The 26,494-nt window shown below is 68.0% G+C and carries 17 protein-coding genes; all 17 read right to left on the bottom strand.

Annotated features, from left to right (window positions below; all coding sequences use genetic code 11):
* Positions 1-9: 9 nt before the first annotated feature.
* Positions 10-420 carry an ExbD/TolR family protein gene (locus F9Z44_RS07705; protein ID WP_159604956.1) on the bottom strand — a complete coding sequence of 137 codons (411 nt, stop codon included), beginning with the start codon at positions 418-420 and terminating at the stop codon, positions 10-12.
* Between the two features lie 11 nt (positions 421-431).
* Positions 432-2,174, bottom strand: coding sequence for a DUF2341 domain-containing protein (locus F9Z44_RS07700; RefSeq protein WP_159604954.1), 1,743 nt, complete (start codon positions 2,172-2,174; stop codon positions 432-434).
* Between the two features lie 106 nt (positions 2,175-2,280).
* Positions 2,281-12,630: a filamentous haemagglutinin family protein gene (locus tag F9Z44_RS07695; protein ID WP_159604952.1), complete on the bottom strand. Its 10,350-nt coding sequence runs from the start codon at positions 12,628-12,630 to the stop codon at positions 2,281-2,283.
* 19 nt (positions 12,631-12,649) lie between these two features.
* A complete protein-coding gene (locus F9Z44_RS07690) occupies positions 12,650-14,227 on the bottom strand; it encodes a ShlB/FhaC/HecB family hemolysin secretion/activation protein (RefSeq protein ID WP_236574291.1) in 1,578 nt (525 codons plus the stop codon).
* A gap of 132 nt (positions 14,228-14,359) precedes the next feature.
* A complete protein-coding gene (locus tag F9Z44_RS07685) occupies positions 14,360-15,829 on the bottom strand; it encodes a hypothetical protein (RefSeq protein WP_159604950.1) in 1,470 nt (489 codons plus the stop codon).
* Positions 15,830-15,868: 39 nt separating this feature from the next.
* Positions 15,869-16,747 (bottom strand): PEP-CTERM sorting domain-containing protein, encoded by an 879-nt coding sequence (locus tag F9Z44_RS07680; protein ID WP_159604948.1) that lies wholly within the window; start codon positions 16,745-16,747, stop codon positions 15,869-15,871.
* A 208-nt stretch (positions 16,748-16,955) separates the two neighbouring features.
* Complete coding sequence (epsA, locus tag F9Z44_RS07675) at positions 16,956-17,744, bottom strand: XrtB/PEP-CTERM-associated transcriptional regulator EpsA (RefSeq protein ID WP_159604946.1); 789 nt, start codon at positions 17,742-17,744, stop codon at positions 16,956-16,958.
* Complete coding sequence (locus tag F9Z44_RS07670; protein WP_159604944.1) at positions 17,741-18,262, bottom strand: type II secretion system protein; 522 nt, start codon at positions 18,260-18,262, stop codon at positions 17,741-17,743. The genes epsA and F9Z44_RS07670 overlap by 4 nt, the downstream gene beginning before the upstream one ends.
* The gene (locus tag F9Z44_RS07665; RefSeq protein ID WP_201450025.1) at positions 18,249-18,644 is read right to left on the bottom strand and encodes a type II secretion system protein; all 396 of its coding nucleotides are present in this window, start codon (positions 18,642-18,644) and stop codon (positions 18,249-18,251) included. Before F9Z44_RS07665 ends, F9Z44_RS07670 begins: the two co-directional genes overlap by 14 nt.
* Entirely contained in the window at positions 18,638-19,114 is a 477-nt protein-coding gene (locus F9Z44_RS07660) for a type II secretion system protein (RefSeq protein ID WP_159604940.1), read from the bottom strand. The genes F9Z44_RS07665 and F9Z44_RS07660 overlap by 7 nt, the downstream gene beginning before the upstream one ends.
* Entirely contained in the window at positions 19,111-21,237 is a 2,127-nt protein-coding gene (locus tag F9Z44_RS07655; RefSeq protein ID WP_159604938.1) for a secretin N-terminal domain-containing protein, read from the bottom strand. The genes F9Z44_RS07660 and F9Z44_RS07655 overlap by 4 nt, the downstream gene beginning before the upstream one ends.
* A complete protein-coding gene (locus F9Z44_RS07650) occupies positions 21,234-21,752 on the bottom strand; it encodes a hypothetical protein (RefSeq protein ID WP_159604936.1) in 519 nt (172 codons plus the stop codon). Before F9Z44_RS07650 ends, F9Z44_RS07655 begins: the two co-directional genes overlap by 4 nt.
* Complete coding sequence (locus F9Z44_RS07645) at positions 21,752-22,291, bottom strand: hypothetical protein (RefSeq protein WP_159604934.1); 540 nt, start codon at positions 22,289-22,291, stop codon at positions 21,752-21,754. The genes F9Z44_RS07650 and F9Z44_RS07645 overlap by 1 nt, the downstream gene beginning before the upstream one ends.
* On the bottom strand, positions 22,288-22,809 hold the full coding sequence (locus tag F9Z44_RS07640) for a PilN domain-containing protein (protein ID WP_159604932.1): 522 nt from the start codon (positions 22,807-22,809) through the stop codon (positions 22,288-22,290). Before F9Z44_RS07640 ends, F9Z44_RS07645 begins: the two co-directional genes overlap by 4 nt.
* Positions 22,810-22,811: 2 nt before the next feature.
* Positions 22,812-23,633: a hypothetical protein gene (locus tag F9Z44_RS07635; protein ID WP_159604930.1), complete on the bottom strand. Its 822-nt coding sequence runs from the start codon at positions 23,631-23,633 to the stop codon at positions 22,812-22,814.
* A complete protein-coding gene (locus tag F9Z44_RS07630) occupies positions 23,620-25,314 on the bottom strand; it encodes a GspE/PulE family protein (protein WP_159604928.1) in 1,695 nt (564 codons plus the stop codon). Before F9Z44_RS07630 ends, F9Z44_RS07635 begins: the two co-directional genes overlap by 14 nt.
* Entirely contained in the window at positions 25,311-26,492 is a 1,182-nt protein-coding gene (locus F9Z44_RS07625) for a type II secretion system F family protein (protein ID WP_159604926.1), read from the bottom strand. The genes F9Z44_RS07630 and F9Z44_RS07625 overlap by 4 nt, the downstream gene beginning before the upstream one ends.
* Between the last annotated feature and the right edge of the window lie 2 nt (positions 26,493-26,494).

The raw sequence follows: 26,494 nt of genomic DNA, 5'->3' as shown, positions 1-26,494 counted from the left end.
CGTCCGGCTTCACTTGACGAGCCGCTGCGTCACAAGGCCGATCTGGTTGAGTTCGAGCCGCCCCAACAAATCGAGCACCTCCACCACCTTCTCGTATTGCACCGCCGAGTCGCCCTTGACCACGATGGGGAACTCGGGTGCGCCGGCCTTGAACTGCAACAGGCGCGCTTCGAGGTCGGCCAGCGTGGCCATGGGGTAGGCATCGAGGTAGAGCGCGCCGGTCTCGGTGATGGTGATGGCGCGGGTGGCTGGCTTGGCCAGGCTGGGGGTGTCGCTGGCCTTGGGCAGGTTCACCTTGATGCCCTGCACCGAGGCCGTCGTCATGAGAATGAAAATGACCAGCAGCACATACGACAGGTCCAACATCGGGGTGATGTTGATGTCGTCGTAGATCGCGCCGTCTTCCTGGGCTTTGGACATGGTCGTGCTCCTCAGTCGCCGTAGGTTTCGGCCATCTTGGTCACGAACTCGTCCACGAACACGTTCATGTCGTTGGAGATCGACTTGATGCGCGTCTGCAGGTAGTTGTAGCCAAACAGCGCGGGGATGGCCACGCCCAGGCCAGCCACCGTGGCCACCAGCGCGGCGGCAATGCCGGGCGCGATCGCGTTCACGTTGACGTCGCCCGCCGCGGCGATGGCGGCGAAGGTGATCATCACGCCCACCACCGTGCCCAGCAGGCCCAGGAACGGGCCACCCGAGATGGCGATGGTCAGCAGCACCATGCCTTTGTCCAGGCGCTGGCGTTCGCGCGTGAGCTGCGCGTCCAGGCTGGAGCGCACGGCGAGCATCGCGCGTTCGCCCACCGAGGGCGCCACCACGCCGTCGTGTTCCACCGTGGCACCCGGCGAGCCATCGGCATGGAAGCGCGACTTGAGTTCTCGCGCACCGACCTGGTAGATGCGGTGCAACGGCGAGTCCTTGTACTGATCGGCCTGCGAGGCGAGCTGGTCGAGCTGGCTGGCGTGCAGGGAAGGCCCCCCTTGCAGCGTGCGCAGGCGGGTGGCGAGCTGGTCAAACGCCTCGGTGAAGCGCGGGTTGCTGCGGTCCTGGCGTGTGAGCAGCACCGCCTTGGCCCACATGATGTAGATCGCGATGAAGAACATGAACACACAGATCACCACCACCACCCAGCCATCCACGGTGAGGTTGTTCATGGTGGCCATGAAGTAGCCGGTCTGTGCGCCCTGCTCGGTGGTCTCTTCCTCACCCATGCGCACCAGCTTGCCCGCCTGGCCCTGGCTGTCGGCCTGCGCGGCGATCCAGGCCTCGGGGCGCTGTGCGGTGGAGATCTGCACCTCGTCGATCTCGCCCACCAGGCCCGCGCCCACGCGCAGCGCGCCTGCCGGCGCAAAGGCGGTGGCGATGTTGGCCACGGCCTTGCCGTCGACATACAGCAAGGCGTTGGCTCCAGCGCTCACGGCCACATGGCGCCAGGCGTTCAGCGCCAGCGGCGCGCCGCCCTGGGCCACCGTGCCGCCTGCGCCGAGCACCGGCACACCGCCGCGCAATGACAGCGTGAGGCCGCCGAAGGCCAGCAGCTCGCCGTCGGCCCGCTCCGGCTTGATCCAGGCAGAGAACGTGAAACCAGTGGCCGCCTGCAACGAAGCATCGCCAATCTGAAAACCCCCGTCGGCATTGAGGCGCGCTGCCCCACCGATCAGGCCGCTGGGCACGAAGGTGGCGGTGCCGCCCGACACGTGGTGGCCTGCGGCGGTGGCGTCCTGCGGCAGGCCACCGGGTTCGCCGAGGTGGTACACCGCCCACTGCGCGGCGTCGTACAGGCCAGCGCCGGTGACCGGCTGTGCCTTTTCGTTGCCGTAGTACAGCCACACATGCTGCAGGGCATTGCTGCCCGCCACGCGCGGCACCTGCACCCACACGAAGGCGAGTTCGTTGGTGCTGTCAAAGCGCTCGATGTGGTGCGCCAGCACCGTCTTGTCGTTCTCGGCCACGAAACGCAGGTCGGAGCCGTCTGGATGGGCGGCAAGAAAATCGAAGTTGCCGGTGGACAGGCGCACCAGCACCGGCACGCCGGTGGCCTCAGACGTGATGCCGGCGGCCTGCGTGTCCAGCGTGATCTTCTTGCGGATGGTCCAGCCCTCGTCCCACCAGGCATGGGCGGAGAGCGGCAACATCAACACGCAGAGGGCGAGAGCAAAAATGCGTTTCATGGGAATGCAAAAAATGGGCGTGCCGCCCGCAACGCGGGACAAGCACGAAAGGTACGAAGGAACGATGGCGGTGGCGTTACAAAAAGGGCTGGACCATCCGTTCGGACTACTCGCCGAATCCGAGCACGTCCACGCGCACCACCGATGGGCGCAGGGCTGAAGCCAGTTCCTGCGCCGCCTTGGCCGATTCGGCCGCCGCCTGGTTGAGCGCCTCCACCACCTTGCCGGTGTCGTCGCCACCCGAGGTGGCCCCCGACGAGGCGGCAGAGACCGCACTGGTGTCGGCGATCGGCGTGCCCGCCGAGGTGCCCGACACCGAGATGTTGTCGGCGCCCAGCACCACCAGGGCGGCAATGTTGAGGTTGCCCGCGCGGATGCCGGCGTCGCCAGCGTTGACCGTGCCTTTGGGGGCGATGAGGTCGACGTCGCCGGCGGTCACTCCGTTGGTGGACAGCGCTCCGATGCCGCTCCCCGACACAGCACCCTGCAGCACCTGGGTCACGTTGCCCTTGTCATCCACCGTGATCAGAGGCGGAGGCACGGCCGAGGCCGTCTTCTTGCCCTTGCCGGCGTCGATATCGCCCTCGCTGGACCACAGCAACACATCGCCACCGCCCACCGTGAGGATGCGCGACTGGTTGACCAGCATGTCGTCACGCGCAAATCCGCGCACCGTGCCCTCGGCGGCAGCCACGATACCCAGCACGTTGCTCCCGGTGTTCACGAGGTCTGCAGGGGTGTTGGCCAGACCGACGATGAGATCACCGCCAGGAATGAGGAACTCGATGTTGCCGTTGCGCTCGGTCTTTATGCGGCTTGCGAACAGATCGATGTTGCCCTGGTACCCGGCACCCGCACCGCCTGCTGTGGTGTCGGAGATACCGGGAAACAGAACCTCCAGGGCCGCGTAGCCGCGGCTGTAGTCGCCGGCGAAGCCGCTGGGGGCCAGATTGGAGTCGCGCCCGGTGGTGCGCAGCGCGGTGAACACCATGCTGCGCACGCGCTCGCGCTGCACCTCGGGTGACAGCGCCGCCACGGCCTGCACAGCCCCCAGCGCTGCGCCCGCGGTCAGTGCGTCGTCGCCCACCAGCCAGCGCGCCAGCCACAGGCTGGACGATGCGCCCGGATCGGCTTGCAGACGTCCCAACAGGCGTTCCACCGCGCCGGTGTAGTCCGTCCCCGCTGCGCCAGTGCCGGCCGTCAACTGAAGGTCGGCACCGCTGGCGGGCAGGTTGTTGTTGTCCAGGTCGCCACGGCTGACCACACCGCCCGAGGTGCCCAGGTCGATGTTGCGCCCGGCGTTGACCTCCATCCGACCCTGACCACCAATCCAGATCTTGGAGGTGTCGCGTCGACCCACGCCAGAGAACGTCACGTCGCGCCCGGCCTCCACGTGGCTGATGTCAGCGGCATCGCTGTGCTGAACCACCACGTTGAAGTCCTTCACGTCGCGCCCTGCCCGCACCAGGGTGGCCTTGGGCACCGAGATTCCTCCGTACAGGAACTCGGCCTGGCTGTCGTAGAAGCCACTCACGTCGCCCTTGACTGCATACACGCGAGCTGGCTCGGTGTCGCCGGTGTGCACCGGCACCGAAGCGTGGTCCAGCGCAAGAGGGGCCTCGGGATTCACCACCAGCCGAGGTATCAGCAGTTCGGTGGTGGTCTGGCTGACCGTGTTGGCTGGACGCAGCGGGGAAGGCACCAGCGCCGCGTCCTGGTCACCCATCGTGAGCGTGGAATTCACCTGGACGGAGTCGGCCGCGAGCACCGACAACTGCCCACTCGCCGATGGGCTCATGGTGAGATTGCGGGTGCTGGTGCCCAACGCCACGCTGCCCTGGAACGCAGTCGCCGACACGCTGGAAGGCAACAGGAAAGCCAGGTCGAACAGGCCGGCGCGGTTGCCCTCGGCCGTGGTCAGCAGGCTGGTGCCAAAAGCCGCGGTCAGATCCAGCGGATTCTCCCGAAGCACCACTTGCCCGCTCAGGCTGGACACGGAGGCGGCGCTGTGAGCGCCGTAAGTGGAAAACAGGCTGCGCGATGGCTGGACACCCAGGGTGACCGCCAGGTTGCGCTGCGTCTGGGCTAGCAGATGCGGGTTGAGCAGGTTGCTCAGGGTCACATTGCCGTTGGCCTGGACGCGGGCCTGTGCGTCGCCGAGCGCCAGCAGCGTCGCCACCGGTTGCGCATTGCCGTTCACGGCCACGCTGCTCGGACCCACCGAGCCCCGCGCCTTGATCACGAGTTCGTCTCGCGCTGCGTAGTACTGCCCGCCCAGCACGTCCCGGCCCGCTTCCACGCGCAAGTCGCCGCCACCGGTCTCCACCAGTTGCGCGGTTTGCGGACCCGCGCCTGTCACTCGACCTTGTGTGGGCGTGCTGACCGACAAATCCTGGATGTCCACCCCTGCGCGCAGGCTCACGTCGCCGCCACCGAGCGCGCCGACGCCTTGCTGGAACTGGTCGTAGCGCACCCACCAGGCCGGCTGGCGCGTGTAGGCGCCGGTCGCGCTGTTGAGCGCGCCCTGGCGGAACAGCCACTGCGAGTACAGCTGCGCCGACGGCTTGCCGATGATGCTGCCCATGGCCGTCAGGTCCACATCACCGCCGCCTTGCCCGAACACGGGGTTCAGGATGGCGGGTGGCGTGGCGAAGCCGGTCACCGCGTCGGCAACCCGCCCTGCGGTGTAGATCACGGACTGGTTGTTGGCGAGGACGATGTTGCCGCCCGCAGCCACCTGGATGTCACCGGTGCCCGTGCGCACCAGCTTGCCGCCCGCCAGCGTCACATCGCCCGCGTCCTTGAGGACCGACAGCGGATCGGCCGCGGTCGAGTCGGCACCGGCCACCAGCCGATACGACCAGGAGTTGCCTGCACGCAGGATCGAGGGCACGGGCGTGGTGGCGTTGCAGACCGCCGTGGTGCAAGCGGTTGCGGTGCTGAAACCGTCAGAGAGGTTGTTGTTGAGATTGAGCGCGCCCTGTGCACGCAAGGTCAGCACCCCGGGCTCGCCCGCAGAGCGCGCCGGGTCCAGGTTCCAGTCACCGGCCAGGGTCAGGTCCGGGCTGACGCTGCCATCGGTGCGCACCTCCACTCCACTGAGCACATGGAATCTGGCCTGGCCGGTCTGGCCCAGCTTGCTCTTGATGGCTGCGTGGTGCTGGGCGAAGCCGGTGGTCCCGGCGGCATTCCCGTTGTCGTTGCGAACGGTCTCCAGCGACAGCGTGCTGCCGCTGCTGGCGCCGGAGGTTGTCAAGGTGTTGATGCCGGCATACACCCGAACCGCCTCCACAGCCACCGAGCGCGCGCTGTTCATTGCGCTGTCCAGTGCGCCGGCCTGCGCCGTCACCGCCACATCGGTGTTGCCCGCCACGCGCGGCGCGCGCAGCAGCAGGGTGCCTCCCTCACCACCGGCGCCGCCGCCGAGCTGGATGGAGCCGCCATTCAAGCGGATGGTGCCGTCGCGCGTGCCGATCACCACGTCGCCGCCGTCCTGGCGTGCGCCGCTGGATACCGCGGCGATGCGCGCGCTGGCTGCCAGCGTCACGTCATTCTTCCCAAACAGCTCGACGCGGCCTGCGTCGGCGCCCGAGGCATCGAGCTGGCCGGCCACGGTCAGCGCACCACCATCCACCGACATGCGGATGTCCTGGGCCTTCGTGGTGTCGCCTGCAGCGATGGTCACATCGCCCTGGCGCACACGCAGCGTGCGCTCGCCGTCAAAGCCGGCGGAGTAGCCGCCGTTGCCATCCGGGATGCCGCCCTGGTTCAGCGCCTGGTTGAGGTTGCTGAAGCTGGCCAGGGTACCGGTGTCGATGTCGACCCGTGCGCCATCGCCTCGCTGGCCCGATGCGTCGGCCACGGCCGCGCCGCGCACCGTGCCATCGGCCAGGCCAACCGTGCCGTTGACGGCGCGCACGACCAAGGTGCCCGCATCACCGCCGGCAGCCGCCGACACGTCCAGGCGCGCGCCGCCGACGACGTTGACGTCGCCGGTTGTGCCGCCCAGCGTGATCTGGCCGGCCTGCGCCGCCGCGCTGGTGTCGAAGAAGCGCACCGTGCGGCCGGCCACGTCGATCGACGCATTGGCGCCAACCGTCAGGTCGCCACCGGTGGCCTGCAGGCTGAGCGCGCCCGACGGCAGCACCGCCTGGGCATTGAAGTTCACCGAGCTGCCCGCGAGCGACATCTGCGCGCCCAGTGCCGTCACCTCGGCCAGCACCCGATCGGACACAGTGCGGTTGACCACCAGCGCGCCCGTGCTGGCGATGGCCTGGTTCGACCGGCTCTCGCCGCTGAGGCGGGCCACATTGAGGGTGGTGGGTGCGCTGAAGGTGGTGGCGCCCTGTCCGGTCGCGACCACCACTTCATTGCCGGTCACATGGACCTGGGAGAAGCCTTGAACCGCCTTGGTGCCGACGCCCAGGGTGAGCGTGTCAGTCACCAGCTCCAGCGTGCCGGTGCCCAACGCACCGCCAGCGGCAAAGGCCACCGACGCGGGGTTGTTCAAGGTCAGGTTGTCCGCCCGCACGGTGGCGGTGCGGCCGCTGTTGTCGATGCCGGCCAGGCCTGCGCCCTGCAGCGTGAGACGCTCCAGCGTGGACTTGCCGTCCGCGCCCTCCCGGCCCACCTGCACGTCGCCGTACAGATCGAAGGTGCTGTAGCTGGTGAGCACAAGGTTCTTGGTGTCGCTCAAGGCGTCCAGATCGGCCTGGCTGTAGGTGATGCCTTCTGCAGCGGCGGGTGCCGCGCCGAAGTTGATCCGGGTGGCACCCACCGAGAGATCCGCCGCCACGTCCACGCCGCTCTTGCGGAACTCCGTGGTGCCCTTGAAGGCGTTGTTGCGTGTGGCATCGATGGTGATGGCTCCCGCAGCACGAACCACGCTGCCGGTTTCGCCGATCAGGGTTCCTGCGCTGCGGTCCGGGTCGCCAGTGCGCTGGAAGCGTGCTGACGTGGATGCCGCCCGCACCAGCGCGCCGTTGCCTGCGGTGGTGTACGAGCCCGCGTCGCCACCCTCGCCTTGCGCGTCGATCACGCTGCCGCTGCGCAGCGTGACGGTGTCCCTGGCCGCGAGGATCACCTCGGGCGCGGAAAGCGCATGGCTGGCGTCGTTGGCCAGCGTCACCGTGTCGGCACCCACGGTCAGCGTGGTGGTGTCTGCGTTCACCGTGCGCGTGCCGCCAATGAGCAGACTGCCCGCGCCCAGCGCGTTGAGTTTGTCCACATCAAGCACCGTGGTGGTGGGCGCAATGCCGGTGGGCGTGCCGCTGGTGATGGCCAGGTTGGCGGCGCTGATGTCCACCGCCGCCGCACGCCCCCCCTGGGCCGCAGCCAGCTTGAAGGCCGCATCCAGGCGCAGGCTCTCGGGGCCGGCGCCCGTGGTCGCCACCGACAGCTGTCCGGCGTCTTGCGGACGGTTGTTGGCGTCCACGAAGAAGCTCGATGCCCGGACCAGAGAGAACTCGGAGCGCTCTTTCACCTGATCGCCCGTCAACACCTGAACCCCTTGCCAGCGCGCATCGCGTGGTGCGCCGGCGCGGGTGTCGGTGAGGTACCCGGCGGCGATGCGCACACCGTCCTGGCGGGTGTATGCCTGGCCGGGCAGGAGGTCTTGCACGCCGGTGTTGACTTGCACCGCCATCGCGCCCGGCAGCAGCGCGTAGTGGGCCGGCAGCAGGGTGTAGACGCCATCGGCAAGCCCCGGCACGCCAGAGAGGTACACAGCGTCGCCCGCCTGGCGGTCGAAGCCCTTGGCCTCCTGCACATCGCCCGGTGCAACGCCGCCCCGGTACCCGGGCAGGATGGCGTAGGTGTCGGGCTGCGCAAGAATGTCGCGCGACCCACCTGGCCCGACGGTCCATTCGTAGGCCTGCAGGTCACCGCCGCCAGCCACATCGACCTTGGCGCCGGCTTGCAGATCGACCACACGGCCACTGGTGCGGATGGATTTCTCGCCCAGTGCCGTCTGCTCCAGCTGGCCTGCCGGGACCTTGTCCGCATCCACGTCGTACACCCAGGTGCGGCCATTGAGAATCTTGCCGAAGGGCAACACGGAGCCCGGCAGGGCAGCCACGGTCGTGGTGCTGCCTGGCAGCAGCGTCACCGTGTCGGCGGCCTGCAGGTCGATCCGCCCCAAGGGTGCCCAGAGATGGCCCCCCTGCACGATGTTTTCGGCTTGCACGGTGAGCGTGCCCAGCGCCGACAGCGGTTGCGTCGGCGCATCGGTGTTGCGGGCAAAGCTCACATCGCGCCCCGGAGCCACCACCTTGTAGTCGGTGTAGGTGGTGGGTGCCACCAGGGCGCTGTCAAAGTTCAGGTTCGCCGTGGTGTCCAGTTCACCCACAGGGCGGGTTGTGCCGGCGGTGACGCCGGCCAGTGCGATGCGTTCGGTGCCCACCAGCTGCGCGCGCTCCATGCCCTCCAGGCGCAGCGTGCCGGCCAGCTCCAGTTGAGCCCCCTGCAGCGTGAGAGTGCCTGTGTTGCCGGTCGCCGCGCGACCGCTCACGCGCGCCGGATCGTAGTTGCCGGCTCGAAGCGTTTCCGCCTGAATGGACGCATGACCGCCCTCGGTGCGGATCAGTGCAGCGTCGAGCGTCACTTCCCGCAACGCCTGTGCACGACCGGCTCCCAGCGCCACGCCGTCCTTGATCTCGATCGTGTCGCGACTGGCCAGACGGATCCGGTCGAACCCAGCGGCTTCCAGCGCGTCTGTGCCGAGCTTGACGCGCTCGATGTCCCCATTGGGCACAGCCGAATCGGCGGTCAAGCCGGTGGCCTGATGGGCCACGCTGGCGGCCAGGCTGAGCGTGATGTCGGGTTGCGGTGGTTGACCCAGCCCGGGTGCTACATATTTGCTGAGCATCAGTTCGAAATCACCACCACGCTGGCTGGCGCTGCCGCCAGCCGCGCGGACCTCTCCGTCGAGCAGAGCGCCCTGCTCGACAAACAACTTCACCGTGCCCGCATCGCTGGCCACGGGGCGGCCCAGGCCGCTGGCATCGTTCATCACACCGAGCACCACCGGTGCCGCGCCCGACACATCGATGCGCGACCCGGCCTGGGTGATCACATATCCGCTGCGGGCATTGAGGTCCACGACGCCGCCATTCAATACCTGGCCCCGCGTGAGCCCGCGGCCATCAACCCGGGTGAGGGCCTGACCTGCGACATCCAGCACCGCCGCGCTGCCCAGGAAGATCGCGTTGGCGTTGGTCGCACCGTTCACCTGACCCTGGGTGCGGTCCAGCGTGGCGGTGATGCTGCCGCCGGCGGCTTTCACCGTTCCCAGGATTTCGATTTTGTTGCGTGCTGCAAAAGACACGCTGCCTTGCGGATCGGTCTCAATGCGCGCACCCTCGCCCACCACCACCTCACCAGTGCCGCGTGCGCTTTGTTGCGCGCTCAGCTTGAGCTGGGTGGTCTGGCGCTCCAGATCGTCGCGTCGCACCACACTGGCGATCTGTTCGATCGGCGTACCGCTGGCGGCCACGCGGTGGCTGCTCTGCAGCTCCAGGTTCTGCAGGGTGGGCTGGATCACGGTTCCGGCTTCCACGCTGAGCCGATTCAGCGCGTTGAGATTGATGTCGGCAAAGCCACCGGCCTGGAAGAACCCGGCGTCGAGGTTGAGCACCCCGGTTGTGGCGTCCGGCGTGCCACCGATGCGGATGTCGTTGCTGCCCAGGGTCAGCTTGCCCCCCTGGCCCGCGCCATGCGCATGAAGATTGCGGCTCACCCCGCTGACCTCGAAACCCGTGACGCTGATCTCGCCACCATCACCCAGTGCAAGCTCACCCTGGGCATTCAGGCGGGCACCCCCCGTGGCATCCAGCACAGCGCCCTGCCCCAGCGACACGACGCCTCGGGACACCACGTCGGTGCCGCTGGTCTGCGACTCCGCAGACAGGGTGATGCGTCCACCATCGATCAGCACCGCGCCCGCGCCGGGCGCCTGACCTGGCAAATCATTGACCCATGCGCCACGGGTCGACAGTTGCACCCCGTCTGCGATGTTCACACGGGGGTCGGCCAATGGGCCCGCCAGCGCAGGCGGTACGGTGGACACCGTGTTGCGCGCCGTCAGGCCGATGGCGCCACCAACTGCGGTGATGTCGGCCGCCACATCCACGCCACTGCCAACGATGGAGACACGCCCCCCGGGTGCGGTGCGCAGCGCATCCCGCACGGTCACGGCCTGGTTGCTGAACACCTCCAGCTGCGCCACCTTGTCCTTGCCCAGCAACTGAGCATCCAGCGTCAGCGTGGCGGCCAGTTCGGCCGGCAATGCGTCCCCGAAACCGAATCCGCCGGGCAACGACAGGGCCGCGTTCGAGATCGAGACCGCCTGGTTGATCTTGTAGTCGCGCGTGCGCACCGCCAGGTCCACGGCGTTCCGATCGGACACCACGTCATCGAACCCCACCGTCAGCCGCGCCCCCTGGGGCTGGGTGCCCGCATTGCGCTGCAGTTCACCCACCGTCGTGCGGCCTTGCACGTCGGCCCGCATGTAGGTGCCCCCCATGCCGAACACGCTCATGCTGCCGGCGTCCTTGCCTTCCACATAGCCCGGGTCGAAACGCATGTTCTCGCCCAGGTCGATCGTCTCCTTGACGTTCCAGCGGCCGTAGTCGATGGTGTAGCGCGTTGCGATGCCGGTGTAGAGGGTTTCGGCGTCCGCCTGGGCCAGATCGACGTAACCACCGGCCGAGCTCAGCAGGGTGGACTTCACCAGCGCCGGGTCGTATTGCACCCGACCGCCCGACAGGTCCACCTGCACGCTGGACTCGATGATGGTGGCTCCCTGCGACGCGATGCTCACGCTGCCGCCGCTGGTGGAGCGCTCGGCCACCGTGCGCTCCGTGCGGGCCTGGTAACCCTCCAGGCTGTCCCTGGCCATCAGGGTCGATTCACCTGACTCGGCACGTGCCAGTGCACGAGCAATGTCCACATAGGCCGTCTGTCCACGCAGCGGACCCGCGCGGTTGATCGGGGAGTCCTTGAGTTCGTCGCCACGCAGCTCCACCTGCACGGTATTGCGGGCCGCGGACACCTGAACCTCTTCGACACCGGCCACGTCGATGCGGGCGCCACTGGCGATGTGCACACGGGCGGTGCTGGAAACCGGGCTGTTGCCGGTGAAGATCGAGCCCGACAGGCCGGGCACATCCACGGCCGTGATGCTCACCTGACCCGAAGGCGCCTTGATCAAGGCCCCCCCCGCCATGCGAATGTCCTGGCCCACCACCTGGATCTGCGACCGCTTCTCAAGGCCATCCGCCTGCGTGCCATCGACCGAACTGGTCGCGTCGGCCATCTCGGGCAGGACCTGGGTCACGCTGCCTGCACCCAGCACCACACGGCCACCGCGCTGCGCGCCAGCGGGGTCCAGCGTCCCGGAGGTGCTGCTGATCGCACGGTCCTTGGCCTGCAGGTACACCGAACCATTGGCCACCACCGATGTGGTTGCGCTGGCCATGCCCATCTGGTTGACGGCAAAGCCCACCATGGTCACATTGCCCCGGGCGGCCGAGAGCTGGCCGAAGTTGCTCACATGGCCGAGCTTGTCATCGCTCGCGCTGGTGAGAGCCACTGCCTGCCCGTTCAGTTCGCCGTTCCGGATGCCGGTGTTGGTGGTGTCGACATTGCTCAGGCTCGCCGGAGAATCGATCTCCACCAGCAACCCGCGCACGTTGCTGTCGTCGCCACCGGCCGCACTCAGATAGACCTTGGAGGCAGCCGCGGCAATCACCTGACCATCGGGCGCCTGCACCTTGCCCCGGTTGATCACGGTGGGCGCGAGCAGCATCACGCGGCCGAAATTGCCCGCCGTGATCTCGGCGCCTTCGAACACCTTGATGAATCCACCGGTGCCGACAAACTGGGGCGTGCGATCGCCGGGAAACAGGGACTCGTTGATGAAGCGATCCGCAATGTCCAGGCTGGAGGCCGTGAAGCTGTTCAGGTTCACCTGCGAGCCGCCCATGAAGGCAATGCCATTGGTGTTGACCAGGATCACATTGGCCTTCTGGCCGGCCGCCTGCGTGATGCTGCCGGCGATCACGCTGGGGTTGATGTCCCAGATGCGGTTGAGCGTGGTGAAACTCGCGCCCTGCACCAGCTGGTTGTTCACCAGGTCGTTGACCTGGCCGAACTGCACGGTCTTGCCCGCGCCCACGTTGAACTGTTGCCAGTTCAGGATGGCCTTGTTGCCCACCTGGTTGACGAACGCCTGGTTGCCGTTGACCCGGTAACCGGCCTGGCCCGCCGTCACAAAACTGGCAGCGCGGGGCACCGGAACCTCGGCCAGCGCAGGCAACGCCAGCAGCAGGCTGCCCAGCAACGCACCGGCCCGGCGGGCACCGCTGGCCGACTTGCCGCGCCCGCGCGCGCTTTCGGACACAGGCACCAGACCCCCGAGACTCTGGCTGAAGACGAGGCGGTAGCGTTGACGGTTCATGGGGTTCTCCTGCGCTGCATCACCACTCGTAGGCGACGCTGAAATGAATGCGGTGATCGCCGCGGGCGGTGTTGCCCACGGCTTTGAGGGGGTAGGCCCATTGCAGGGCGGCATCAAGGCCGTTGAAGCCCTTGAGGCGCAAGCCCAGACCCAGGCTGGCCAGGGTGAAGCGGCTGGTGGCGGTGATGGGCTCCAGCACGCGCACGGTGCCCGCGTCGACAAAGGCAATGGCGTGCAGGTCGGTCACCGCTTCGCCCAGCGCGGGGAAGCGGCCCTTGAGGTTGGGCGACTTGCCCTCCAGCGACACCGCCAGGCCACTCTCACCCAGGGCGGCCGACTCCAGGTAGCCGCGCACCGTGTCCACACCGCCGATGGCGAACTGCTCGTTGGAAATGAGGGGCTGCCCGGCCAGCTGCCAGGTGGTGCGCACGGCCACGCCATAGTTGTTGGCCAGCGTGCGCTCCTGCGACGCGTTGCCGCGCAGGTAGGCATACGAGGGGCGCCCCTTGAAGCGTTTGTCGGCGAACTCCTGCTCGTCGCTGCCCAGGCCCTGCACGTTGAAGTTGAACGACAGGCCCAGGCGCGTGGTGCGCTGCTCGGCCAGCCAGGTGCCGTCCCAGCCGATGGTGAAGGGCGTGTACTTGATCGGCGTGTTGAAGCCGCCACTGCCGATCAGGTTGACCGACTGGTCGAAGTCCTTGATGTCCACACCGAGCGAGGCGCTGTGGAAAAACGCGTCGCTGCCGGGCAAGGACTTGATGTAGCGCGTGCCCAGGATGGTGCCGCGGCCCACCACGTTGAGCGTGCCCACGGCCGACACGTCGGAGTCGGACTTCACGCCGTAGAACGCCAGGAAATCACCCCCGTTCAGCGGCAGGGTGTAGTTGGCCGAGAACACCTGGCTCTCGCTGGGGTTGCTCGGGGCGGTCTGCAGGCTCAGGCCGATGCTGTGCTGTTGGCCCCAGAGGTTGTCGTAGCGGATGCTGGCGTTGAGCCGCGTGCGCGAGGTGTCAGGGCTGTAGCGGTCGTTGAGCTCCACACTGCCGTGCAGCGGCAGCTTGTCCTGCACCTTCAGGTCCACCTCCACCGTGCCAGGCGTCTTGCCCGGACGCAACACCGGCGAGACGCGCCGGTCGGCGTTGCGGTTGAGCGCGGTCAGCTCGGTCTGCATGTCCTGGAAATTGGGCACATTGCCCTCGGCCAGCTCGGGCACGCCGGCGCGAATGGCGCCCTGGTCAAAGTAGCGCGAGTCCACCACGCGCAGGCGGTCCACAGGCGCCTCGGTCACGGCCAGGCGCACCACGCCTTCGTTCACCCGCTGCTGCGGGATCGTCACCAGCACGGTGAGGTAGCCCACGCCGTGGTAGGCCTTCTCCAGCGCTTCGCGCGCTTTCTCCACGTCGGCCAGCGTCTTCTGTTCACCCATGTGCGGGTACACCGCCTTCTCGACCGTCAGCGCGGGGATGAGGGTCGTGCCTTCGACGCGGTATTCGAAGATGTCGAACTGCGCCTCCTGCGCCTGGACACCACCGGCCAGAACCACCACCAGCGTCACCAACCAACGCGACACACGCACACCCATTGCAAAGCGCTTCATCATTTCGAGAGGTCTCGCCACAGCCACACCACACAGGGCTTCATGAAAACGAAAAACCACCCCCTGCTGCAGGGGGTGGATGGATGAGGATCCGAACCCGGCTGGCCCGCGCCAGTCCGGGTGGGGCGGCCATTACTCGGCCAGGACCTGCGGTGCGCAGAAGTTGCCGTTGCGCGTGCCTTTGTGCACTTGCGTCGGGAAGGCGGCGAAGGTCGAACCCAGGGCCGGGTTGTTGGCCTGGAAGATGCCGGCGGTGTTCAGCGCGGTCGGGTCGGAGAAGGTGTCCTTCAGCTTCGTGAAGAAGGTGTTGAAGGCCGAACCGTTGGGCCAGAGCATCTGGAATTCGGGCGACACGGGGTACTGGCCACGGATCGTGCTGATGCGGCGGGTCGAGTCTTGCGCCCAGCCGTCGGCCACGGCGCCATCGGCCGCGCTGCCCACGGGCACCTGATAAGCGTCAGGCGACACGCCGTCGATCTTGATGTACTTCCAGCCAGCAGCCGGTGCGTTCTCCAGCGAGATCCAGCCGATGGCGTACTTGCCCAGGGCCGGGTCGGCCACGTTGTTGGGGTTGTTGCCGTTGTTGCGACGGATCACGCAGTTGCGTGCGTCGCCCGTGCCGGAGCCTTCGAACAGGCCGAAGGCGCCGCCGAAATCGTCGTAGTTGCCGGTCACAGCGTTGGCTGGGGAAGCGAACACCACGGCGGTGGGCGAGTTCACCAGGTCAACCGACTTGGGAGCGACGAAGCCGTTGGTCGGGCTCGCTGCTGCACAAGGGTTGTTCAGGAAGAACGCGTTCGACACGGCCTGTGTGCCCGAGGTTTCCACACGGCGGCACAGGTTGACCGGGTTGGCATCGCCGGACAGCGCGCCGTTGTTCACGTAGGCGAAGTTGTTGCCGTCGATGATGGCGGTGTACTCCTCCTTGGTGATGCTGGGCTGGGCAGCGCCGGGCGTGTAGTCGCCCACCACCACGGTGCTGGCCAGGCGGCCTTCGGCCTTCTGCTTGGTCTGCATGGCCTTGTAGAGCTCTTCGCTCACCATGACGCCGAAGCCCTGGCCGGCAAAGCCGCCGAAGGCCTGGGTGGAGCCCAGGGCGGGCACAGGGATGCTGAGCGCGCCGGTGCTGGCCGAGCCGACCCACACGTTGGTGTCCACGTCGGTTAGACCGGCGTTGGGCTTGATCGGGGTGGTGGTGTCCAGCGTGCAGTTGGTGGCGGTGCAGCTGTTGATGTCGGCCCAGCGCAGCAGGTTGGTCTGGCTGATGACGGGACCCACGCCGGCGAAGGAGCCGTCGGTGTCGCGCTTGACCAGGGCAAACGGGCCGGCGAACTGGGCGCCCGCCACACCGCTGGTGGTGCAGACGAACACGCGGCCATCGGAGGTGCCACCGCCGATGGTGAGGGTGCGCACGTTGGCGGAGCCACCGGTGCACAGCTTGGCCATCACGGCGGTCAGGGAGCCGGTGAGGGCGGAAGCGCCCGACATGAACATGGTGTTGGCCACGGGCACGTTGAACTGGGACAGCAGGCTGGCAGAAGCGGGGGCGGAGGCCAAGGCGGCCACGGCGGCCACGGCGAAGGAAATGGTGCTGAGTTTCATGGTTCTGAATTCCTGGGAATGATGGGGAATGCGCTCGGCTCAGGCCTGGCGGCGGCGGCGGGCGATGGTGCCCATGAGGCCCAGACCGGCCAGCAGCAGGGCGTAGGTTTCGGGTTCCGGCACGGGGGCGGCGGACGAATAGATCAGCTGGTTCTGCAGCGTGTCGAACGACCAGGTGCCGGCGTACTTGGTCACGCTGGCAGCGTTGGCAGCGGTCGAGCTGGTGTTGGACAGGTAGAAGAAGTTCAGTGGGCTTGAGGCGGAGCCAGGGCTGGTGAAGGACACGGCACCCTTCCAGTTGTCGGCGCTGCCGTTCTGAAAGCTCACGTTCTGTGCATCGCCTGCGTCGTACATGTTGGCACCCGCAGCAGCGATACCGTGCGTGCTGTTGGTTGCATCACCGTTGGCAGCGGTCGTGTAAGCGTCAACGTTGTCCATGGCAAAAACCTGGCCATTCGACGCGGTAACCGAAGCGGCCGCCGAGGTAGAGAGGTAGCGGTTGGCACCAGCACCAGCAAGGCTCGTCGGCAGGCCGTCCATGGCCTTGACGTCGAACACCAGGTCGGAAGCCGAAGCCACGGATGGCGTCTCGAACAGGTTGAAGATGCCGCCGTAGTTGATGGTTTGCACTTGAGCGGCCAGGCCGGTCAGGGTCGTGCTCAGGTCGGTGAAGCTGCCGGCGCCGTCCAAGTCCCACACCAGTTTGATGCCCAGGGCCGAAGGCGACACGGCAGCGGCAAACTGGTCCAGGCGCAGACCCAGGTCCACCGTGAAAGTGGCGGAGTTGGCGGCGCTGTAGAAGCTGCCGAACAGGTCGCCCGACAAGGTGGCACCGTTGTCGTTGCTGTCGGCAATCGCGGCATTCGCAGCACCAGTGGCGGCCATCATGGCGGCCAGTGCAATGAGTTTGAGTTTCATGGGTAAATCCAATCTGAAGTGAATTGACAAGGAAGGGGAACTTTTCGCCGGTTGCAGGTCCGAAGCCATCGGCTGCACAGGACAAACTTTAGAAATCCAACGTTGCACACCGTTGGGACAGTTCCCGGGCCGGCGTAGTCCGTTCAGGTAGTGAATTCCGTCACGCAACGGGTCACTGCCCTGCCCTTCCCCGGTTCGCTTCCCCGCTTCAGTTCAGATCGCTGTGCGCCATCAGGCGCAGCGTGGCGCTCTTGCCCACGGCCTGGGCGCGGTTGTTCACGTTGAGCTTGCGCATCACCTTCTGCAGGTGGTTCTTCACCGTGGGTGGGCTGATGCCCAGGATCTGGCCGATCTCCATGTTGGTCTTGCCGTTCTTCACCCAGTGCAACACCTGGATCTCGCGTTTGGACAGCAGGGTGACCGGTGTCACGTCGGCGCAGCTGCCGCCGCTCTCGCGCATGCGCATGCGGTGCAGGGCCAGGTGCAGGTGGGGCATGAGCAGCTCCAGCAGGTAGGCGTCGCGCTGGTTGGGCACATGGTCCATGCCGGCGAACACGAAGAAGCTGCCGTGTTCGCCCTGCATTTCGCGCACGCCGTGCACCGCCACGTGGCTGAAGCCGCAGTGCTTGAGGTCGCTGATGAGCTGGCGCCGGCCGACCTGGTCTCCGCCTTCGCTGCTGAGCAGGCGCGGAATGCGGCCGCCGCGAATCCAGTCGTCCACCAGCCGCGGCAGCAGGCCATCGGTGGCACCGGTCACCTGGGCCTCGATGCGTTCGCTGGTGACGCCGTTGGAGAAGGACTCGACCCGAAAGCGCATTCGCTCGATGTCGCCGTGGGCGCACCACAAGGCGTCGTGGGCAATGAAGCCCTGCAGCGCGCCCTGGGCCCACAGAAAGAACTGGGACCGGGTCTGGACTTCCAGCGCCCGCTCCATGGTCATGAGCAAGTGCTCCAGATCGCTGGCGTTCAGTCGAACAAACGAGGAGGTGGTGTTCATGGGGTTCCTGCCGAAAGGGATGGGGTGACGGACGGGGCGGTGGCGGGCGGCTCGGCTTCAAACACCCACTGGCTGTAGGCGTTGGTGCCGCTCAGGGCGGCATCGCGCGGCTCGTGGGCGTTGCGCAGCGGCTCGCCGCCGTGGCGGGTGTGCACGCCGGTGATGCGTCCACCGGGTTTGACCAGCACCCACTCGGTGCTGTTGGTCATGGGGTCGCGCCAGAGGCGCCGAAGGTGGCGCACCGGGGTGGGAAAGCGCCTGTCTTGCAGCAGCTCGTCCAGCGTGGCCGGTGCAGCGGGTGTGCCGGGCGGGCTGCGGTCGCGGTACGAGGCCAGGGCCAGCCGGAACTGGTGGCCCACGAACAGCAGCTGCGCCTCTTTCTCGCGCTGGGCCGCGGTGTGCCACACCTGGCCGGCACTGGCCAGCGAGATGCCCATGGCCGCCAGGGCAAACAGCACCATCAGGTATCCAAAGCCGCGCTGCTGGCGCATGGCCGGCCGGCGCTCACCACTGGTCATACGTCTTGCCTTCCTCCTGCGCGCCGCTGCGCAGGTCCCACACCCCGCTGGTGGTTTCGGTCGCATCGCCCTGCAGGCGGCTGGGCGGCGGCAGCAGGGTCCAGGTGTCGTTGCGGTCGGTGATCGGATCGGTGGGCAGGCTGCGCAGGTAGCGTTTGTCCACCAGCTCGTCCAGCGTGGCGGGGTAGCGGTCGTTGTCGGCGAGGTACTTGTCGATGGCGTCCCGCGTGACCGCGAGCGTCTGGCGCAGCGCGGTTTCCTTCGCGTGCTCCAGATGCGCAAAGTAGCGCGGCGTGACGATGGTCAGCAGCGTGGCCACGATGGCCATGACCACCATGAGTTCGATGAGGGTGAAGCCGCGAGGCCGTTTCATGCTCACCATTGCCGGTACGGTTCGCCGTTGAGACCGGTGCGCCCGGAACGGGAGTACACGTCGTACACGTCGTCTCCTTCGGCGGGTGCATCCGGCGGGCTGCTGTAGGTGCGCAGGCCCCAGGTCTCGGCGGGGTCGAGGTGGCGGTCGGCGTTGAACGGATCGCGTGGCAGGCGGCGCAAGAAGTAGATGCGTGCGCTGGTGGGGCTCTTGGCGTCGGACACGCCATCGACCAGTTCGTTGAGCGTGCGCGGATAGCCGCTGCCACCGGTGCGGGCCAGCACCCGACCCTCGTCGGTGGCGCGCTTGTGCGCGTCAAGCGCGCCGCGAATCTGGCGCAGCGCGGTGCGCAGTTCGTGTTCCCGGGCCCGTTGCACGCTCAACTCCACCAGCGGCACCGCCACCGAGGCCAGGATGGCCACGATGGCCACCGTGACCACCAGCTCGATGAGCGTGAAGCCGCGGGCGCGGTGCTTCATGGCGCCTGGCCCGAGGGACGCGCGGGCACCTGGGGTGTCACCGGCGTGAGGGTCACCGACGACGGTGCGCCGGGCGGGGCTGCCTGTGCGGCTGGCGCGGCGGGCGCAGGCGCTGGCGCGGCCGGGGTGTCGCCCGTGGTGGGCGCAGCCTGCGATGCCGTCGCCGCGTCTGGCGCGGCCTCGGCGGCAGGTGCCTCGGCGGGTGCGTCGGACGTGGCGGAGACTGCCGGCAGCGCGCCGGGTGGGCGCAGCGCGGGCCGCGCCGCTCCACCGCCGCTGGACATGGACAGCGTGCGGGGCGTGGTGCGCTTGAGCTGCAGCGGCGCGGTGCCCACATCCGACTCCGAGCCAGCGGGTTCGTTGAACGCACCGGCATCCGGACGGGCCACGTTGCGCACGATGCGCGGCGTGATCAGCAAGACGATCTCGGTCTTGCTGTTGTTGTCGCGGGTGCTGGAAAACAGCCGCCCCAGCGTAGGGATGTCGCCCAGACCGGGCAGGCGGTTGGCGCTGCTGCGCTCTTCGTCGCTGATCAGGCCGGCGAGCACCTGGGTTTCGCCGTCGCGCAGGCGCAGCACGGTGGCCGCGCTGCGCGTGCCGATCTGGTAGGCCAGCGAGCCCGCCGGGCCAGTGACTTCACGGGTCACCGAACTCACCTCCATCTGCACCTTGATGCCGACCTCGTCGTCCAGGTACACGTTGGGCTCCACGTCGAGCTTGAGGCCCACGTCGAGATAGGACACGGAGGAAGACACACCCACGTTGGCGGTGGAGGTGGTGGTGAACACCGGCAGCTTGTCGCCGATGTGGATCTTGGCTTTCTCGCGGTTCTTCACGCGGATGCGCGGGTTCGCCAGGGTGTTGCCGTCCCCCGCCTCGCTGCGCAGGTTCAGCGTGAGTGCCGGGTTGGACACGAACGCAGTGAGGCCGTTGCGGTTGCGCAGGTCCACGAAACCCTGGGCCAGCGTGCCGCCCAGCGTGGTGTTGCTCTGCGTCACGCCGTTGTTGACGATGGTGGTGTTGAGATCGGGCTGCAGCCGGCCGTAACCGATCTGGTCAGGGAAGCGCACGCCGAGTTCCTGCAGGCGGCTGCGGGTGACCTCCAGCACTTCCACGTCCAGCATCACCTCGGGCTCGGCCATGTCGAGCGACTCCACGAGTTTTTCGGCCAGGCGCACCGCGTCGGGGGTGTCCTTGATGATCACCAGGTTGAGCTTTTCATCGATGAAGATGTCCTTGGTCTTCACCAGGGTGCGGATCATGGCCTGGGCCTGCTTCACGTCCGCGTTGGCCAGGTAGAAACTGCGCGTCACCAGCTCCTTGTAGTCGCGCGCCTTGGCCGGCGTGTCAGGGTAGATCATCAACGTGTTGTCGTTGAGCAGCTTGCGTTCGAGCTGGTTGGTGGCGAGCACCAGGCCGATCACTTCTTCCACACTGGCGTTGCGCACGAAGATGGTGACGCGGGTGTCGGAACGCACGTCCTTGTCAAAGACGAAGTTCACGCCCGAGGTGCGGGCGATCACGTCGAACACCGCCTTGATCTGCACCTCGCGGAAGTCCAGCGTGATGGGTTTGGACAGGGCCGCGGTCAGGGCTTCGGGTGGCGCGTCGGGGCGCGGCGCGTCGGCCCGCAGGCGGGCCAGCAGGCGGCGCGCTTCCGACTGGGTGGGCGCCACCGAAAGCACATCACGCAGCACACGCTCTGCACCGGCCTGGTCGCCCTTGGCCACGAGGGCACGGGCCTGGGTCATGCGCGAAACCACGCGGCGTTCGTTGTCCAGCGCGATCATGCCGTCGCGCACGCGCGGGTTGCCGGCGTCCATCTTCAGGGCGCGCTGGTAGAGCGCCTGCGCCTCGTCCAGGCGACCCTGCAGGCGCTCGGTTTCGGCCAGTGCGATCAGCTGGGCCGAAGCGCGGTCGCGCTGGCGGAAATACAGGGCGCGCAACTCGGTGTCGTTGCCCGATTCGCGCACGCCCGCCTCCAGGCGGGCGACGCCTTCGTCGAGCCGGCCGGCCGCGATCAGCGCCTGGCTTTCCCTGATCGCCGGATGGGTGGCACAACCCGCGCACACCGCGAGGATCAGGGCAGCAGCCAGACGGCTTGAAATGAACAAGGGTTTCAAGGGTTGCTTCCAAACAGCAGACGCTGCGTTTCGTTCAAGGGGAGGTAGGTCAGGCGCATGCCCTGGTCGGTGACTTCATCGACGCGGTAGTTGGGCAACAGGTCGCCCTGGCGCACCACACGCGGCTGGGGCTGGCTGCCTTCGGCCAGGAACACGGTGATGCGGCCGTCTTCTTCCATGCGGCCCAGGTAGCGGTAGGGCAGTTCGGGCGCGCGTGGTGGCGGCGCGGCGGCTTGCCGCGGTGGTGGGGGTGGCGGGGGTTTCCAGCTGTGCGTGGGGAACAGGTTGCCGCCATCGTGCGACATGCGCTGCTCGCCCGATGCGTCGGCCCGGGCTGGTGGTGCGCTCGCCACATCCACCGAGGCGTCGGGCGCTGCGGACCGGGCAGGCGCCGCCGCGCGCGCGGGTGCGGCCAGCGGCTCGTCGCCCGCGTCTTCAATGCCGGCGGCGTACCAGGTGGCCACCAGCGTGAGCACCAGGCCAGCGCCCAGCATGCGTGATCGGCGGTTGGTCATCAGGGCACCCGCAGGTAGAACGACCAGCGCACGCGCGCCTGCACCTGGGTCTCGCCCACGGCATTGCGCTTGAGGCTGATGTCGTCGAGCGCCATCGACGGCAACTCGTTGAGCACGTCGGCCATCCAGGCCCGCAGGTCGGGGTAACTGCCCTCGGCCGGCAAGGTGATCAGGTAGCGCTGCAGGCGCCCGCCCGGCTCGGGCACCAGGCGGTACTCGCCGCTGGCCAGCACCACGCCGTGTTCGGCCGCGCTGCGGTGCATGTGCCGGACCGCTTGCAAGGCGGCCGGGGCCTGCGGCAAGTGGGCTTCGAACTCGGCCAGCCGGGTGGCCTGGTCGGCCGCTGGATCGGGCTGGCGGGCCTGGCGCTCGCGCTGCTCGGTTTGCGCCTGCTGCAGTGCACGCGCCTGGGCCCGCGCGCCATCGGCACCGAAGTGGGCCAGTGGCCAGGTGAGCGCCATCAGCAGCAGCCCCAGCAAGGCGGGCCACCCGTGGCGGTGCAGCACGAAAAACAAATGGCTCTGAAGTGAGGCTTTCACGAGGCCGCTCCCCAGGCCATGTCCAGCGAAAAGCGGATCACCGGCACACCGTCCTGCGTGACCACTTCGTGCGAGCCCAGCACCACCGAACTGCTCAGCGGCGAGCGGCGCAGGCTCTCGACATAGGCGATCACCTCGGGCATGGTCCTGGCCTCTGCGGTGATGCGCAACTGGCGCGAAGCGCCCTGGGCTTCGATGCCCAGCAGGGCAATGCCCGGATCGGCCACCTGCTCCAGCTCCCTGAGCAGGCGTCCCCACGGCGGGGAGACCGCTGTGCCCACGCGCGCACTGGCCGCCAGCACACCCGCCGCCGGCACGGCTGCGGTGCTGCGCGGTCGCGTCTTGGCGCTGCGCGCCTGGCGCTCGGCCCGCTCCAGCGTGGACTGCAGTTCTTCGCGCGCCTGCGCGTAGTCGAGCGCCGCCAGGGCCATGCCGACCAAGCCCACCAGCATGAGTGCCCAGCCCAGCAATGAAGCCGGTGGCCGGCGCCGCAGGAAGTCAATGCGCAACGGTGGCATCTCTAGACTCCCCAGGCCATGCGCTCGACCCCCGACGGCCCGCCACCTTCGGCCGCGAGCCACACCACGCCGGCCTCGCGGCGATCACCGGCCACGCCACCGCAGCCCACCAGGTACACCGGCGGTGACGGGTCGACCTCGATGCCGCTGGCCAGGCGGATCTGTGCCTGCAGCGCGGGCAGCAAGCTGCGCCAGCCGGTGGCGGAAGGCTGGGCGTGACGCGCCGAGCGCAGCCCCTGCCAGACACCCCGGTGCAGCAGGCCCAGCGTCAAGCTGCCGGGCTCGATCACGCCGAACCACGCGGTCTGATGACCCAGGCTGCCGCGCCAGCGGTCGAAGGCGGCGGAAAAATAGGGCACCACGCTGGCCACCTTGGTGTGGCCAATGCTGCCCAAAGCCTGCAGCTCGGCCAGCAGCGCCTCGTCGATCGCGCAGGCGGGCAAGGCACGCCCGGGCAAGGGCTCGGTGTGGACCACGCGCCAGCCGTCGGCCACAGCGCCGAAGGTGGCGCGAAAGCGAAGATGCACATAGGCGTCCAGCTCGCGCGGGCGTGTCAGTTGTGGCTGCCATTCGAGCAGCTGCCAGCGCACCAGCTGGCTGCTGAGGAACACGCGCAGTTGGGCGCGCTGCAAGCCACGCTCGCGCAGCCAGCCAGACAGCGCGGCCACGGCTGGCTGCCAGGCCGGGGCCTGGGGCGCGGCCATGGGCAGGTTCAGCACGTCCGCCTTGTGCCCGGCCTTGTTGCGTTGCCGCTCGGCGTTGCCGATCACGAGGCAGTTTTCCAGCAGGGCCACCTGCAGCAGGGGACGGTCAGCGAACAACACGGTTGAGCTCCTGCAGAGTGGTCTCGCCCTGACGCACCAGATCCAGGCCAACATCGCGCAACACGCGCGTGCCCTTGCGGTGGGCAGCCTCCTTGATCCGGCGAACAGGCTCCTTGGTGACGATCATTTCGCGCAGCTCGTCGTCCAGCAGCAGCACCTCGGCCACGGCCTTGCGCCCCTTGAAGCCGGTGCCGCGACAACCCGCGCAGCCCCGTCCGGCCATGAAGCGGAAACCACCCACGTCGCCCAGACCGCTCTCCGCCAGCAGCTCGGCCGAGGGGGTGTCGGGTGCCGCGCAATCGGGGCAGTTCACACGCACCAGGCGCTGCGCCACGATGCCGTTGAGCGCGGCCACCAGGCTGTAGGGGTCCACGCCCATGTGGGTGAAGCGGCCCAGCACGTCGAACACGTTGTTGGCGTGCACGGTGGTGAGCACCAGGTGGCCGGTGAGCGCGGCCTGCACCGCGATCTGCGCGGTCTCGCCGTCGCGGATCTCGCCCACCATGATCTTGTCGGGGTCGTGGCGCAGGATCGAGCGCAGTCCGCGCGCAAACGTCAGGCCCTTCTTCTCGTTCACCGGGATCTGCAGCACGCCCGCGAGCTGGTACTCCACCGGGTCCTCGATGGTCACGATCTTGTCGTGGCCGTGGTTGATCTCGTTGATCGCCGCGTACAGGGTGGTGGTCTTGCCGCTGCCGGTGGGGCCGGTGGCCAGCAACATGCCATAAGGCTCCTGGCACAGCGCGCGCAGGGCCCGCATGGTCTGTGCATCGAAGCCGAGTGCCTCCAGCCGCAGGCCCGTCACCTGGTCCGACAGGCGCTCCTTGTCGAGCACGCGCAGCACGGCGTCCTCGCCGTGGATGCTGGGCATGATGGAGACGCGGATGTCGATGTCGCGTCCGAGTGCCGCCACCTTGAAGCGCCCATCTTGCGGCACGCGGCGCTCGGCGATGTCGAGCTCGGCCATCACCTTGATGCGCGAGATCACCTGCTCGGCGTTCTCGCTGCCGTGGATGCCGCCGACGCTGGCCAGCACGCCGTCGATGCGGTACTTGATGTAGATGCCGCCCCCGGCGGTCTCCAGGTGGATGTCGCTCGCACCCGATTTGAGCGCGTCGTACAGCGTGGAGTTGACCAGCCGCACCACCGGGCTGGCGTCCTCGCTGATGCTGCGCAGGGAAATGTCTTCGCCCTCGGTGGCGCCCGTGGCCTGCTGCATCGGGGCCAGGCTGTCCATCGCGCGCAGGCTGTCTTCGTGGCGGGCCAGGTAGGCCGCGATGTCGGCGCGGTGGGCCAGTTGCAGCTGCTTGGGCTGGCGCACGCGCTCTTCGGCCCAGGCCAGCAGGTCGGTGTTGAAGGGGTCGGACACCACCAGCACCAGATCACCCTCGGTGCCTTCTGCCAGAGGTTCTGCGCGCATCAGCAGGCATTCGCGCTGCAGCGCCTCGCCATAAGGCAACAGGTCAAAGGCGGGCCGCAGCGCGTGCAGCTCTTCCATGCCCAGGGCGGGAACGCCGGCGGTCGCGGCCAGCCGGGCGAGCCAGCCACCGGGCTGACCATCCTGGCCCTCCAGCCAGGCGATCAGGCCCATGCCCTGGGTCAGCGCGGCGGCCCGCGCCTGCTGCAACTCGGCCGCCGAAAACGCCTGCGCCAGGTGCTGCATTTCGCGCGGCGCGTTCATTGCACACTCTCCGCCAGCTGGAAGATGGGCAGGTACATGAGCACCACGATCGCGCCGATCACCAGGCCCATGATCAGCATCAGCGCCGGGCCCAGCAGGCGGGTGGCCCAGTCGGCCCAGCGGGACAGCTCCTCGTCGTGGAAGGCGGCGGACCGCTCCATCATCTCGCCCATGTTGCCGGTGCGTTCACCCACCCGCAGCATGCGCAGCGAGACCGACGTGCTCAGGCCCTGGGTCTCGAACGCCTGCGACATGGGTTGCCCTTCGCGGATACGGCTGGTGGCGGCCGCCAGTCGGGGCTGCAGCGCGGGCGACAGCAGGCCGCTCACCATGTCGAGCGCGGGAACGATGGCAATGCCGCCACGCAGCAGCATGCCCAGCGTGCGGTAGAGGCGGGCCAGCTGGAACACGCGCATGCGCTCGCCCACCGCAGGAATGCGCCAGAGCTGTCCCATCAGGCGCTGGCCGAGCCAGCGGCCACCGCCCATGGCCAGAGCGGCCACCAGCGCAGCCATGAGCCCGAGCAACACAGGCCAGTGCTGCTCGACCGCCTGACCCCACTGCAGCATGAGTCGCGACATGAAGGGCAGCTTGTCGCCCATGTCTTCGTAGATGTGCGAGAAGCGAGGCACCACGTAACCCATGAGGAACAGGATCACCAGGGAACTCACACCGATCAGCATGGCGGGGTAGATGGCGGCACTGACCAGCTTTCCGCGCAGGGTCTCCAGCTGGTTGCCATAGGCGATGTAGCGAGCGAGCGCCTCGCTCAGATCGCTGGTGCGCTCGCTGGCACGCACCGTGGCCACAAACAGCGGCGCAAAGGTCTGCGGCATGGCCTGCAACGAACTGGAGAACGTGTGCCCTTCGCGCAGACTCGCCAGCAGGCGATCCAGCACGGCGCGCACGGGCGGGCGATTTTCTTTTTCGGCCAGCGTCTCCACCGCTTCGACGATGCTCACACCCGAACTCAACAGGGAGAGCAGCTCCTGGCTGAACAGCAGCAAGGGGAAGTCGTTGCGGCCACCGCCCGTTCCCAGCCGGGTTTCCCGGGTCAGGGAAACGACCGACTGGCCCAGCGCCTGCACCTGGCGGCGCGCATCGTCCAGCGTGGCCGCGTCGATGCTGCTGACGGTCACGGACAGGTCGGCCTGCAAGGCCTTGACGCGGTAGCGCATGG

Source organism: Hydrogenophaga sp. PBL-H3 (assembly GCF_010104355.1).
Taxonomy (GTDB): domain Bacteria; phylum Pseudomonadota; class Gammaproteobacteria; order Burkholderiales; family Burkholderiaceae_C; genus Hydrogenophaga.
This window is presented reverse-complemented; position numbering and strand designations above follow the sequence as displayed.

Excerpts from the sequence above, each read along its gene's own strand:
- F9Z44_RS07640 (WP_159604932.1), bottom strand. The coding sequence starts at position 22,809 with ATGCCACCGTTGCGCATTGACTTCCTGCGGCGCCGGCCACCGGCTTCA.
- epsA (WP_159604946.1), bottom strand. The coding sequence starts at position 17,744 with ATGAACACCACCTCCTCGTTTGTTCGACTGAACGCCAGCGATCTGGAG.
- F9Z44_RS07705 (WP_159604956.1), bottom strand. The coding sequence starts at position 420 with ATGTCCAAAGCCCAGGAAGACGGCGCGATCTACGACGACATCAACATC.
- F9Z44_RS07625 (WP_159604926.1), bottom strand. The coding sequence starts at position 26,492 with ATGCGCTACCGCGTCAAGGCCTTGCAGGCCGACCTGTCCGTGACCGTC.
- F9Z44_RS07685 (WP_159604950.1), bottom strand. The coding sequence starts at position 15,829 with ATGAAACTCAGCACCATTTCCTTCGCCGTGGCCGCCGTGGCCGCCTTG.
- F9Z44_RS07670 (WP_159604944.1), bottom strand. The coding sequence starts at position 18,262 with ATGACCAGTGGTGAGCGCCGGCCGGCCATGCGCCAGCAGCGCGGCTTT.
- F9Z44_RS07695 (WP_159604952.1), bottom strand. The coding sequence starts at position 12,630 with ATGAACCGTCAACGCTACCGCCTCGTCTTCAGCCAGAGTCTCGGGGGT.
- F9Z44_RS07650 (WP_159604936.1), bottom strand. The coding sequence starts at position 21,752 with ATGACCAACCGCCGATCACGCATGCTGGGCGCTGGCCTGGTGCTCACG.
- F9Z44_RS07690 (WP_236574291.1), bottom strand. The coding sequence starts at position 14,227 with ATGAAGCGCTTTGCAATGGGTGTGCGTGTGTCGCGTTGGTTGGTGACG.
- F9Z44_RS07700 (WP_159604954.1), bottom strand. The coding sequence starts at position 2,174 with ATGAAACGCATTTTTGCTCTCGCCCTCTGCGTGTTGATGTTGCCGCTC.
- F9Z44_RS07660 (WP_159604940.1), bottom strand. The coding sequence starts at position 19,114 with ATGAAGCACCGCGCCCGCGGCTTCACGCTCATCGAGCTGGTGGTCACG.
- F9Z44_RS07630 (WP_159604928.1), bottom strand. The coding sequence starts at position 25,314 with ATGAACGCGCCGCGCGAAATGCAGCACCTGGCGCAGGCGTTTTCGGCG.
- F9Z44_RS07680 (WP_159604948.1), bottom strand. The coding sequence starts at position 16,747 with ATGAAACTCAAACTCATTGCACTGGCCGCCATGATGGCCGCCACTGGT.
- F9Z44_RS07665 (WP_201450025.1), bottom strand. The coding sequence starts at position 18,644 with ATGGTGAGCATGAAACGGCCTCGCGGCTTCACCCTCATCGAACTCATG.